This is a genomic window from Burkholderia sp. AU33803 (assembly GCF_002223095.1).
Classification (GTDB): domain Bacteria; phylum Pseudomonadota; class Gammaproteobacteria; order Burkholderiales; family Burkholderiaceae; genus Burkholderia.
Map to the genome: position 1 here is coordinate 428647 of NZ_NKFJ01000009.1, position 13019 is coordinate 441665.

General features: G+C 70.3%; 8 protein-coding genes. 4 read left to right on the top strand and 4 right to left on the bottom strand.

The window, feature by feature from the left end:
• Position 1 precedes the first annotated feature (1 nt).
• The gene (locus tag CFB41_RS36485; RefSeq protein WP_089460050.1) at positions 2-1891 is read left to right on the top strand and encodes an amidohydrolase; all 1890 of its coding nucleotides are present in this window, start codon (positions 2-4) and stop codon (positions 1889-1891) included.
• 325 nt (positions 1892-2216) lie between these two features.
• Here CFB41_RS36485 and CFB41_RS36490 read toward each other — a convergent pair whose 3' ends face one another.
• The gene (locus CFB41_RS36490; RefSeq protein WP_089460051.1) at positions 2217-3137 is read right to left on the bottom strand and encodes a helix-turn-helix domain-containing protein; all 921 of its coding nucleotides are present in this window, start codon (positions 3135-3137) and stop codon (positions 2217-2219) included.
• A gap of 398 nt (positions 3138-3535) precedes the next feature.
• Between CFB41_RS36490 and CFB41_RS36495 the strand changes: the two genes are divergently transcribed.
• The 3 genes from CFB41_RS36495 (at position 3536) to CFB41_RS36505 (ending at position 9334) form a co-directional block, all read left to right on the top strand.
• Positions 3536-6529, top strand: coding sequence for a winged helix-turn-helix domain-containing protein (locus CFB41_RS36495; protein WP_089460052.1), 2994 nt, complete (start codon positions 3536-3538; stop codon positions 6527-6529).
• A gap of 144 nt (positions 6530-6673) precedes the next feature.
• On the top strand, positions 6674-8566 hold the full coding sequence (locus CFB41_RS36500) for an amidohydrolase (protein WP_256941404.1): 1893 nt from the start codon (positions 6674-6676) through the stop codon (positions 8564-8566).
• A 93-nt stretch (positions 8567-8659) separates the two neighbouring features.
• On the top strand, positions 8660-9334 hold the full coding sequence (locus CFB41_RS36505) for an HD domain-containing protein (RefSeq protein WP_089460054.1): 675 nt from the start codon (positions 8660-8662) through the stop codon (positions 9332-9334).
• Positions 9335-9427: 93 nt separating this feature from the next.
• Here CFB41_RS36505 and CFB41_RS36510 read toward each other — a convergent pair whose 3' ends face one another.
• The 3 genes from CFB41_RS36510 to CFB41_RS36520 form a co-directional block, all read right to left on the bottom strand.
• On the bottom strand, positions 9428-10540 hold the full coding sequence (locus tag CFB41_RS36510; RefSeq protein WP_089460055.1) for an alkene reductase: 1113 nt from the start codon (positions 10538-10540) through the stop codon (positions 9428-9430).
• An 89-nt stretch (positions 10541-10629) separates the two neighbouring features.
• Positions 10630-11847, bottom strand: coding sequence for an MFS transporter (locus tag CFB41_RS36515; protein WP_089460056.1), 1218 nt, complete (start codon positions 11845-11847; stop codon positions 10630-10632).
• A gap of 177 nt (positions 11848-12024) precedes the next feature.
• Positions 12025-12942 carry a LysR family transcriptional regulator gene (locus CFB41_RS36520; RefSeq protein ID WP_089444081.1) on the bottom strand — a complete coding sequence of 306 codons (918 nt, stop codon included), beginning with the start codon at positions 12940-12942 and terminating at the stop codon, positions 12025-12027.
• Between the last annotated feature and the right edge of the window lie 77 nt (positions 12943-13019).

Below are 13019 nucleotides of genomic sequence, written 5' to 3' on the forward strand. Positions count from 1 at the left end.
TATGACCGCAACCGTGACCCAGCCGGATCTGATCCTGCACAACGGCAGATTCACGACGCTCGATCGCGCGAACCCCGTCGCGACGGCGGTCGCGATTGCCGCCGGCCGCTTCGTCGCCGTCGGCAGCGACGCGGACGTGATGCCGCTCGCGGGCCGCGCGACGAAGGTGGTCGATCTCGGCGGCCGTGGCGTACTGCCGGGTCTGATCGACAACCACTGCCACGTGATTCGCGGCGGACTGAACTACAACATGGAACTGCGTTGGGACGGCGTGCCGTCGCTCGCGGTCGCGATGGACATGCTCAAGCGCCAGGTGGCCGTGACGCCCGCGCCGCAGTGGGTCCGCGTGGTGGGTGGCTTCACCGAGCATCAGTTCGTGGAGAAACGGCTGCCGACGATCGACGAACTCAATGCCGCCGCGCCGGACACCCCGGTTTTCATCCTGCACCTGTACGATCGCGCGCTGCTGAACGCGGCCGCGCTGCGGGTGGTCGGCTACACGAAGGACACGCCGGAGCCGCCGGGCGGGACCATCGTTCGCGATGCCGCCGGCAACCCGACCGGCCTGCTGCTTGCGAACCCGAACGCGACGATCCTCTACGCGACGCTCGCGAGGGGCCCGAAGCTGCCGTTCGAGTATCAGTACAATTCGACGCGCCATTTCATGCGCGAGCTGAACCGGCTCGGCGTGACGGGCGTGATCGACGCGGGCGGCGGCTCGCAGAATTATCCCGACGACTACGAGGTGATCCGCAAGCTGCACGACGCGGGCGAGATGACGATCCGGATCGCCTACAACCTGTTCACGCAGAAGCCGAACGCGGAGAAGGAAGACTTCGTGAACTGGACGAAGAGCGTCAAGTACCACGACGGCACCGACTATTTCCGCAACAACGGCGCCGGCGAGATGCTGGCGTTTTCCGCGGCCGACTTCGAGGACTTCCGGGTGGCGCGCCCGGACCTGCCCGAGCAGATGGAGGATGATCTCGAGGGCGTGGTGCGCGTGCTCGCGGAAAACCGTTGGCCGTGGCGCATGCACGCGACCTATGACGAGACCATCAGCCGCGCGCTGGACGTGTTCGAAAAGGTGAACCAGGACATCCCGCTCGAAGGGCTGAACTGGTTTTTCGATCATGCGGAAACCATCACCGAGAAATCGATGGACCGGATCGCCGCGCTCGGCGGCGGTATCGCGGTGCAGCACCGGATGGCGTACCAGGGCGAATACTTCGTCGAGCGCTACGGCGCGCAAGCCGCGGAGGCCACGCCGCCTGTGGCGAAGATGCTCGGCAAGGGGCTCAAGGTCTCGGCCGGCACCGACGCGACCCGCGTCGCGTCGTACAACCCGTGGGTGTCGCTCGCATGGCTCGTGACCGGCAAGACGGTCGGCGGCCTGCGGATGTACCCGCAGCGCAACCTGCTCGATCGGGAGACGGCACTGCGCATGTGGACCGAGTACGTGACGTGGTTCTCGAACGAAGAAGGCAAGAAAGGGCGCATCGCGGTGGGGCAGCTGGCCGACCTGGTGGTCCCGGATCGCGATTTCTTCGGGTGTGCCGAGGACGACATCGCCGGCACGACGGCGTTGCTGACGGTCGTGGACGGAAAGATCGTGTGGGGCGCGGGGCCGTTCGCGTCGCACGACGCACCGATCCCGCCCGCGATGCCCGACTGGTCGCCCGTGCGCGAGTTCGGCGGCTATGGCGGCTGGGGCGCGACGCAGCGCGCCGGCGCGCCGCTGCAACGGGCGGCCGCCGCTGCGATGTGCGGTTGCGCGAACGCGTGCAACGTTCACCAGCACGCGCACGCGAGTGCATGGGCGAGTGCGCTACCGACGTCCGACGCAAAGGGCTTCTGGGGCGCGTTCGGGTGCTCCTGCTGGGCGGTCTGACATCGCGACGCGGACCCATTGCGACTCCCTGACGTGGGCCCGCGCGCTTCATCGCCCTTGACGCTTTTTCCGAGCGCCTGGGGGCGGGGCGGCGGCCTCGTCCTCGTCACTTGTGCTCAACCATGGACGAGACCCGGCTGGCAGTCGTCCCGCCGTTCGGTGACGGTACGACGACCGGGATAAAGCGATGAGCCCGCTCCCTCCACAGAAAAGGTGGAGGGAGCGGGCTGACGCCGCAATCTGTCGGATCAGACGGATGGCGGCATGAACCTCGATTGAACAATCGGCCGGGCGGTCGGCGCGCGACCGCGACCGCGCAGACGCTTCAGCGCGAGCGTGCGCGCCGCCACGCGCCGGGCGGATGGCCGACGATCCGCGCGAAGACGCGGTTCAGATGGCTCTGGTCCGCGAAGCCGCACGCGATCGCGATGTCGGCGAGCGTCATGTCGGACGTCTCGATCAGTTCGCGCGCACGCGTCACGCGCTGTTCGAGCAGCCACTGGTGCGGCGTGCGGCCGGTGGTGCGCGAGAACGCGCGAATGAAGTAACCGCGCGACAGGTCGCATTCGTTCGCCACTTCCTCGATCGATACGCCGAGATCCGCCTTTTCCAGCAACAGTTCCTGCGCGCGCGCCAGTTTCGCCGGCGACAGGCTGCCCTTGTGGTCGAGTTCACGCGTGCTCGCGTTGCCGTAACGGCGCACGAGGTGCGTGCCGATCGCGAGCCCCACCTGCTCGATGAACAGCGCGTTCAGCGGGCCGGGCGCGTCGAGGCTGTCGGCCACCGCGTGCGCGAGATGGCCGAGCACCGGATCGCGCACGTCGGGGCGACACGTGAGGCCGCCGATTGCCTGCCCGCCGTGCTCCGGGCCGACGCGCTCGAGATACGCATGCGGCAGCTCGACCAGCAGGAAGTCGAAGTTGCCGTACAGGTCCGCATGGAAGTGGCGCGAGAAATCGCGAATGTAGATCGAGTGATGCTGAAACCGGCGCTCGCTTGCGCCGGCGCGCCCGTAGAGCGTGCGGCGATGGCCGCCGGCCAGCGACACGCCGACCAGGAAGCCGCGGTCGCACGCGGGCATGTCGATGTGCTCCACGTGCGCTTCGCGCATGCATTTGCGGTGAAGCCGCAGGCCGCCGGTGGCGGTCTCGACATCCTTCGCCAGCAAGCTGGCCACGCAGCCGAGCGTGTCCTTCGGCGGTGGTGGCGGGGATACCGCCGGCGCTGCGGTAACGGAGTCTGACATGAAATTCCCGGGCAAGTGACTCGGCGCGCGAAATGGCGAGTCCAGTTTAGCGACGCATGTGAACATTCAAAATGAATTTGCACAAACGTCCGCTCGTGAATCTGACGAATTGCTTTCAATGGTGGCGCGCAGCCGCCGCATCGCCCGTCACGACAGGCGTGCGAGCGGCCCGGCAGAGTATCGCGCCCTACTTTTACATGCAAGCGAATGCGCCGGTCGCGTGATCCGGCCGCCGCCCACAGCGCATTTTCCTTCAAGATTTTCGTCGCGCGCCCGTCTACACTCAGCGCGGAATTCAACAGTGTCCGGCCGGCGCCACGGTGCGCCGGGGCCGGACATCCTGCCGGGTGGACTGCCGCGTTCGCCGGGCGGTCATCCTGAGGGACCCGGAGGCGGCCATGATCCAGATCGGAACGTTGTCGGTGGATTTCGAGCAGCGCGACATTCGCCGTCAGGGCGCGTCGTTGCGCATCGGTGCACGCGCGCTCGACATTCTCGAAGTGCTGCACCGCGCGAGCGGGGCGGTCGTGTCGAAAGACGACATCATGGACGCGGTCTGGCCCGGGCTGATCGTCGAGGAAAACCGCCTTCAGGTGCATGTGGCGACGCTGCGCAAGGCGCTCGGCACGAGCCGCGATCTGATCAAGACGGTGCCCGGGCGCGGCTACCTGCTGGTCGCGTGCGCGTCGCCCGGCCCGGAACGCGTGCCCGCGGCAGACACGCCGGCCGCTATCCCGGCCGCCGCACCGACCGATGCCCACGCGGCGTCGCTGCCCGCGCCGCTCGTCGGACGCGACGCCGAAATCGCGCAGATCGTCGAGATGCTCGAACGCACGCCGGTCGTCACGCTCGTCGGCGCGGGCGGGATCGGCAAGACGAGCCTCGCCGTACGCGTGGCCCACGCGGTGCGCAGCCGCTCGCGTGAGCGCGTGCTGTTCGTGGAGCTGGCGCGCGCGGGGACGCGCGCCGACATGCTGCTCGCCGTCGCGGCCGAGCTCGGCCTGGACACGCAGCGCGTGCCCGCCGTCGAGGACATCGGCGCCGCATTCGCTGCGTCGCGCTACCTGCTCGTGTTCGACAATGTCGAGCACATCGTCGATCTCGTCGCGAGCCTCGTCGAAACGCTGACGTCGTGCGCCGGCTCGCTGCGCGTACTCGTGACGAGCCGCGAGCCGCTGCATATCTCGGCCGAAGCGGTGCTGCGCATGAGCCCGCTCGCGGTGCCCGGCGACGACGCGCGTACCGACGAGATCGTGCGGTGTTCCGCCGTCGAGCTGTTCCTGGAACGGGTTCGCACAGCTGCGCCGGATTGTCCGGTCGACGAGGCCGGCATGCGGCTGATCGCCGATATCTGCCGGCGGCTCGACGGGTTGCCGCTCGCGATCGAACTGGCCGCGGCGCGCGTCGCGACGCTGGGGCTCGCGGTCGTCGCATCGCGGCTGGACGACCGGCTGAACCTGCTGACCGGCGGGCTGCGCTCGGCGCTGCCGCGTCATCAGACGCTGCGGGCGACGTTCGACTGGAGCTACGTGCTGCTCGACCCGGCCGCGCGTGCGCTGTTCCGCCGGATGGGATGCTTCATCGGGCCGTTTTCGTTCGATGCCGCCCACGCGGTCGCCGCCGAGCCCGGCACATCGGCCGCGGACATGATCGCGGTGCTCGGCGAACTGGTCGCGAAGTCGCTGGTGACCGTCGAATTCCACGGCGCATCTGCGCGGTACCGGCTGACCGAATCGACGCGCGCGTATGCGCTGGAAAAACTGCACAACGAGGGCGAGTTCGAGCGCATCGCGGCGCGTCACGCACGGTACGCGCGCGAGCAAGGGCGTGAACACGGGCACGAGCACGAGCACGAACATGCGGCGGTGAGCATGGACGCCGCGCGACCCGACGAGGCGCCGGCCGACGGGCTGACTGAAGCGTTGACCGACGCACCGACCGACACACCGACCGACGCACGCGTCATGGCCTTCGACGAAACGCGTGCGCCGGTCGTGGCCGTGCCCGAGGCCGAAGCGGACAGCCTGGCGCGCGCGCTGCTGGAGCCGGCGCGGATGCACGAATGCGCGGCGCGGGCGCGCCAGATGCTCGACGCTTTCGACACGGCCGCGGCCGACCCGGTCGATGCCGCGCGTGAGATGCGGTTGCGCGCGGCCTGCGCGTCGGCGCTGCTGCATACGGACGGCGACGCCATGGCCGCGGCCGCGATGTGGGACCGCACGCTCGGTCTTGCCGCCCATGTCGGCGACGCGACGTTCGATGCGCGCGCGCTGGTCGGGCTGTGGAATACGATGCTGACGCTGTCGGACATTCACGAATCGCTGCGTTACGCGACCCGCTTCGAGCGCGCGGCCGAGCGGCGCGGCGACCGCTCGCAGCGGCTCCTGGCCAACGCGATGGTCGCAACGTCGCTGCACTATTTCGGCGAGCACGCGCAGGCGCGCGAGCGGCTCGAAGCGGCGACGGCCGAACTCGGCGAGGTGGGCGAGCCGCCGTGCGCGCAGGCAGCGCTCGGCGTCGACATGACGACGCTCGCGCGTACGATGCTCACGCGGCTCGTGTGGATGCAGGGCGATCCCGACCATGCGATGCGCATCGCCGCGCAAGCGGTCGAGTGCGCGCGCCGCGGTCCGTCCGCGCTCGCGCTGTGCGTGGTGCTGGGTGCGGCCGCCGTGCCGATCGCCCTGCGCTACGGCGACCACGACATCGCGTCCGACTATCTCGCGACGCTGCGCGCGACCGCGAGCGCGCACGGCTTCGACATCTGGCGCAATCACGCGGAATGCCTGACCGGCCAGTTCGACATCCAGGCCGGTCATCCCGGCGCGGGCCTCGCGCGGCTCGAACCTGCACTGCGGCGTGTCGAGGCGAGCGGGTTCCGGCGGCTGCTCGCCCCGTTGAACGTCGCGTATGCGGAGGGACTCGTGCGCGTCGGCCGCGCAAGCGAGGCGCGTACGCGGCTCGAGGCGACGCTCGCGCGCTGCCGCGCGCACGGCGAGCATCTGTTCGTGCCGGAACTGCTGCGCGTGACGGGCGTCGCGATGCTCGAACAGGCACGGATCGCTGCCCCCGATGTCGCGCTCGCGTACGAGGCCGACGGCCATCGTCATCTGCAGATGGCGATCCAGACCGCGAACGGGCAGGGCGCCGCGATGTGGGCGCTGCGCGGCGCGCTGGATCTCGCCGACCACCTGATCGAGCGCGGGCGCACCGCACACGCGTCGACGCTGGTCGCCGGCGTCGCGCGGCACTTCGATCCGCATTCGCGCGCCCATGATGTGCGGCGCTTGTTGCGCGTGCAGAATTTCGTCCGCCAGGACGCGCCGCCGCCGCCGCCGTCCCGCACGCCTGCGCGCCACGACGCCGCCGACGCGGCGCAGCAGGCCGCATAGCGATGCGCGCGTTCCAGGCAACCGCGCGACTGCGCGATCGCGACATGCATGCCGATGCGGGCGATGCAGCGGGTTTCCGTCGTTCGACGATGCGACGCACGCGCGCTGCGGCACGGCGTGCGCGTCCGCACGGGAGGTCCGACGGTGCTTAGAGCGACGGAACCCGCCCGCGCGGCGGACCTCGTCGTCTTCAACGGCAAGATTGCGACCCAGGACGAGCAGCGCTCGTTCGTCAGCGCGCTTGCGGTAAAGGACGGGCGCATCGTCGCGACCGGCGACGATCGCGACGTGCTGCGTCATGCGCACGGTGACACGGCCTGCCTCGACCTGAACGGCCGCACGGTGATCCCCGGCCTCGTCGACGCGCACCTGCAGGCCATCCGCGGCGGCACGCACTTCAACCTCGAGCTGCGCTGGGACGGCGTGCCGACGCTCGCCGCCGCGCTCGAGCTGCTGCATCGGCAGGCCGTGCGCACGCCCGCGCCGCACTGGGTGCGCGTGGGCGGCGGCTGGACCGCGCTGCAGTTCGCGGAAAAGCGCGGCCCGACGGTGGCCGAGCTCAATGCGATCGCACCCGATACGCCGGTGTTCGTCCAGCATCTCGGCGACAGCGCGTGGCTGAACGCGGCCGCGCTGCGCGCGATCGGCTACGGGCGCGACACGCCCGATCCGCCGGGCGGCGAATTGCGGCGCGACCGTCATGGGCGGCCGACCGGGCTGCTGCTCGCGCGCTCCGATCCGGCCGTGCTGGCCGCGGCGCTCGCGCGCGCGCCGGTGCTCGGCGCGGCCGACCGGATCAACTCCACGCGGCAGTTCATGCGCGCGCTGAACCGCGTCGGCGTGACGAGTGTGATCGACGCCGGCGGCGACGGCCTGGCGTATCCGGACGATTACGCGGCGGTCATCGCGCTGGCACGCCGCGGCGAACTGACGACGCGCATCGCGTACGCGCTGGGCGCACGGCACGCCGGCCGGGAAATCGACGACTTCGCGCAGTGGATCGCGCTGACCTCGCCCGGCGACGGCGATGCGTTCCTGCGCGCGAACGGCGCGGGCGAGCGGCTGCTGTTTTCGGCGGTCGACCTGGGGAATTTTCTCGACCCGCGCACCGAACTGCCCGCGTCGGTCGAAGCGGAACTGACCGCCGTCGTCCGGCTGCTGGTCCGCCACCGCTGGCCGTTCCGGCTGCAGGCGACCTACGACGAGTCGATCGGCCGCTTCCTCGACGTGTTCGAGGCGGTGAACCGCGATACGCCGTTCGCCGGGTTGCGCTGGTGTTTCGACCGGTGCGAGACGATGTCGGATGCGAACATCGCGCGCGTGGCGGCGCTGGGCGGCGGCGTGACCGTGCAGCCGCGCATGGCGTTCCAGGGCGAGGCGTTCATCGCGCGCGACGGTGCAGCCGCGGCGACGCGCGCGCCGCCGATCCGCGCGATGCTCGCGGCCGGGCTGCCGGTCGGGGCAGGCTCCGGCGCGCTGGATGCGGGGAGCTACAACCCGTTCGTCGCGCTGTACTGGATGGTGTCGGGGCGCAGCGTCGGCGGCACCGTGCTGTATCCCGCGCGCAACCGGCTCGGCCGGATGGAGGCGCTGCGCCGCTACACGGTCGGCAGCGCATGGTTTTCCGCCGACGAGCATCGCAAGGGGGCGCTGGTGCCCGGCCGTTACGCGGACTTCGCGGTGCTCAGCGACGACTATTTCACGATCGACATGGCGCGCATCCCGCAGTTGTCGTCGGTGCTGACCGTCGTCGACGGCAAGGTCGTGCACGCGGAACGGGAATTTGCGTCGCTCGCGCCGCCGCCGCCGCCCGTCAGCCCCGGATGGTCGCCGGTCGCCGACGGCGCGCCTGCAGACGGTGCGAACGGGCACGGCAGCCCGCGCGCATCGGCGGCGGGCGACGCGTGCATGAACCCCGGCACCGATGCGTGCCGGGCGCGCGGCCCCGGGCGCCGCTTCGCGCGGCCGCGCTATCCGACGGCCAGCGCGGCCGGCGGCCGCTGCGAGGCGTGCGGCCGCCGCTGCGCCGTGTGCTAGCCGGCACGCACCGGCGCGCGTGCCGCCGCGACCGCGGCGCGGCATTGCCTTGAACGATTTTTCGTCCCGTGCACGGGACAGGAAGGAGACACGATGAACGTTGCGCACACGCGCGCACCGTCGACCGCCGACGAAGTGGCCGGCGTCAGCATTCCGCGCACGACGCTTGCGGTCGAGGCGGCCGACGCGGCGCGCGCATCGTTGCCTGCCGCGCTCGCCGATCATGCCGCGCGCGTGTTCGTGTTCGCGTCGCTCGCCGCGCGGCGAGCGGGCGAAGGGTGCGATCCCGATGCGCTGTACGTCGCCGCGATGTACGCGAACATGGGGCTGAGCCCTGCATACTGCCGCTCGCCCGAACGTTACGAGCTCGACGGCGCCGATGCCGCGCACGCGCTGCTGGTGCGGCATCGACGCTCCCGCAGCATGCGCGACGACGTATGGCACGCGATCGCGCTGCATACGACGCCCGGTGTGGCCGCGCGTGCGTCGCCGCTCGCCCGCGCGCTGGCCCGCGCCGTGTCGACCGATTTGATGGCAACCGATTTCGACAGCTACACCAACGACGAGCGCACCGCGCTGCTCGCCGCGTACCCACGCGGCAGCGGATTTCGCGAAACCTTCCTTGCCGCGGTCGCACGCGGCGTCGAGCATCGGCCGCAGTCGACGTTCGGCACGTGGAGCGCCGACGTGCTCGAACGCGCGGACCCGGATTTCCAGCGGCCGAATTTTTGCGGGCGCGTGCTGGGGGCGCGCTGGAACGACGCGTGACGGCGCCGTTGCACCGCGCGGGAATCGGCCGCGCGGGCCCGGTATCGCAAGGGGGGGCGTGACGCCCCGTGCCGTGCGCGGGGCATTCGCCGGTTACGCGGGCGATTCGGCCGCGTCGTGCCGCGCATAGTCGACGTAGCCCGCGCGGTCGCCGCCGTACCAGCCGACGTTTTTCGGCTCCGCGAGCGGGGCGCGTGCGGCGAGGCGCTCGACGAGATCGGGGTTCGCGATATAGGCGCGCGCGAACGCGACGAGATCGGCGTCGCCTGCGTCGATCAGCGCGTTCGCCGCGTCCGGCGAAATACCGCCGTTGACGATCAGCGTGCCGCCGAATGACCGGCGCGCGTGCTCGACGATACGCGGCAGGTCGGGCTCGCCGCTCCAGCCGTTGGTGTCGGCCGCGTGCAGATAGGCGACACCCGCGTCGTCGAGCATCCGGCCGACGTACGCGAGCGTCGCATCCGGATCGGCATCGCGCACGTTGTTGTACTTCGCGTACGGCGAGATCCGCACGCCGACGCGGCCGAGCGGCATCACGCCGCCGACCGCGTCGACGATTTCCGCGAGAAAGCGTGCGCGGTTCGCAACCGAGCCGCCGTAGCGATCGTCGCGGCGGTTCAGCGTCGACGACAGGAACTGGTGCGGCAGGTAGCCGTTGGCCGCATGGATCTCGACGCCGTCGAAGCCGGCGGCCATCGCGCGCGTGGCCGCTTGGCGGAATTCATCGACGGCCGCGACGACTTCGTCGGTCGTCATCGCGCGCGACGGCGTCGCGTGAATCTTCGTGTAATAGCCGTTCTGCAACTGCGCCCATACCTGCAGCTGTTCGAGGTCGTCGTTCACGCCGGACGGCGACAACGGCGCGGCGCCGCCGAGCAGCGTCAGCGAGCTCACCCGGCCGCCGTGCCACAGCTGCGCGAAAATGCGGCCGCCGCGCGCATGCACGGCATCGGTGACGATCTTCCAGCCGGCGGCTTGCGCATCGTCGACGAGCCCCGGTGTCAGCTCGAACGCGGCGGACGCGCGGCTGACGTTGGTCGCCTCGGTCACGATCAGGCCGGCCGACGCGCGCTGCGCGTAGTACTCGGCCATCAGTTCGGTGGGCAGCCCGCGCGACGGCGCGCGCGAGCGCGTCATCGGTCCCATCACGACGCGGTTCGGCAGCGCGAGGCCGCGCAGATCGTAGGCACTGAGCAGGGAAGACATGATGGACTCCTTTTCTTCGGCGTGGAGCGGGACGGCGACGCGCCCCGCGAACGAATCGGTTTGAAGTTTGAAGGGGGCGGCGGCGGGGTTCAGCCGAGCGCGTGACGTTGCGCGTGCGGCCGCCCGACGAGCAGGTAGTGCGCGAGCGCGACGATCGGGAACGCACCGGCCACCGCCGCGACGAGCGACCAGCCGCCATGCTCGTACAGCGGGCTCGCAAGCGCCGAGCCGACGGCGCCGCCGACGAAGATGCTCGTCATGTACAGCGCGTTCAGCCGGTTGCGGCTTGCCGCGTGCAGCGCGTAGATCTCGCGCTGGCCGAGCACCATGTTCATCTGCACCGCGAAGTCGAGCACGATGCCGGTCACGACGAGCCCGTACAGGCCGGTGCCGTGCACGAACCCGATCGCGTACGACAGCGTGCCGGCGACCAGCGCGATCAGCGTCGCGCGCACCGTATGGCCGGCGTCCGCGAGGCGCCCGGCCACCGGTGCCGACGTCGCGCCGATCGCCCCGACCAGCGCGAACAGGCCGATGGCCGACTGCGACAGTCCGTAGTGACGCGTCAGCTCGACCGGTACGGCGGTCCAGAACAGGCTGAACGACGCGAACATCAGGCCCTGGTAGAACGCGCGATGGCGCAGGACGGGCATCGTGCGAACCAGCTGCAGCAGCGAGCCGATCAGCTCGAAGTAGGTCGCGCGATGGTCGGGTTGGCGCTGCGGAATCGTCAGTGCGAGCACGGCCGTGACGAGCGTCATCAGCACGGCGGCCGCCGCGAACACGACACGCCAGCCGAACGCGTCGGCCACGACGCTCGACAGCGGGCGGGCCAGCAGGATGCCGAGCAGCAGCCCGCTCATGATCGTGCCGACCACGCGGCCGCGCGCATGATCCGGCGCGAGATGCGCGGCGAGCGGCACGAGGAGCTGCACGGCCACCGAGCTGAAGCCGATCAGCAGCGAAATCGCGAGAAAGAGCCCGGGGGTGCGCACGAGCGCCGCCGCGGCGAGGCTTGCAATCGACACGACGGCAGTCACGATCATCAGCTTGCGGTTCTCGAGCAGGTCGCCGAGCGGCACGATGAAGAACAGGCCGAGTGCATAGCCGATCTGCGTCAACGACACGATCAGGCTCGCCGTGCCGCCGGACATGTGCAGGCCCGGCGCGATGAGTTCCGTGATCGGCTGCGCGTAGTACAGGTTCGCGACGATCGCGCCGCAGCTGAATGCGAACAGCAGGATCAACCCCTGCGTGAGTTGGGTGCCGTGCGCAGGCTGCGCGTGCGGCGTTGAATCTGCGGACATGGTGGGCTCCTTGAGAAGAGAGAGGTGGGTCCCCGTGTCGCCGCGCCTGCATGGAGTTCGCCGGGGGCGCGATACGGTGCACCGCGTTGCCGCCCATACTATTGACCGGTCGATAAAACCGGAACCGGGCCGCCGCGCAATCGAGCATTGCGCGGCACGCAAAGGCGCCGCTCCCGATCAGCCGCGCTTGCCCTGCAGCGTCGGAATCTGCTCGAACAGGCCCGCGAGCCAGTCGACGAACACCTTGAGCTTGACGGGCACGTGGCGATTGGGCGGATACAGCACCGAGATTGGCCGGGCCGGCGCGTTGAAATCGGTCAGCACTTCGCGCAGCCGGCCCGATTTCAGATAGGGCTCGACGAGGTACAGCGACGTCTTGATCAGGCCGATGCCCGCGATGCCGCACTCGATGTAGTTGTCCGCATCGTTGACGGCGACCGTGCCGCACATCTGCACGACGCGCGGCTCGCCGTCGACGACGTAGTCCCACACGCGGGGGCGCCCGGTATCGGCCGAGATGTGGCTGACCGCCACGTGCTGCGCGAGATCGTCGACGGTCTCCGGCTCGCCGCACCGTGCCAGGTACGCGGGCGACGCGCACGTGCAGGTGGTCAGGCTGCCGATGCGCCGCGCGATCATCCCCGAGTCGTCGAGCGCGCCGATGCGCACCACGCAGTCGACGCCTTCGCCGACGAGATCGATCTGCCGGTCGGTCACGCCGAGCTCGATCATGATGCCGGGATGGGCGTCGAGGAATGCGGGCAGCGCGGGCACCACGACCTGCTTGGCCATCGCCGGCGGCAGGTTCACCTTCAGCCGGCCGCGCGGCACGTTGCGCGCCTGCGAGACCGACGCCTCCATGTCGTCGATTTCGCGCAGCACCGCGACGGAACGTTCGTAGTACGCCTGGCCGTCCTCGGTCAGCGAGATGCGGCGCGTCGTGCGGTTCAGCAGCCGGCAGCCGAGGTGCTGTTCGAGCGCGCTGAGCAGCGCGGACACGCGCGGCGTCGTGAGGCCGGTCGTGTCGGATGCGCGCGTGAAGCTGCCGGTTTCGACGATGCGCGTGAACACGCGCATCGAAAGCAAGGTATCCATCGTCGGGAAGGCTCCAGTCCTGTTGGGTTGCGGCGCCGGTGCATGCCGGCGCCGTCCGTCTTGTCGGGTGTGTCGGT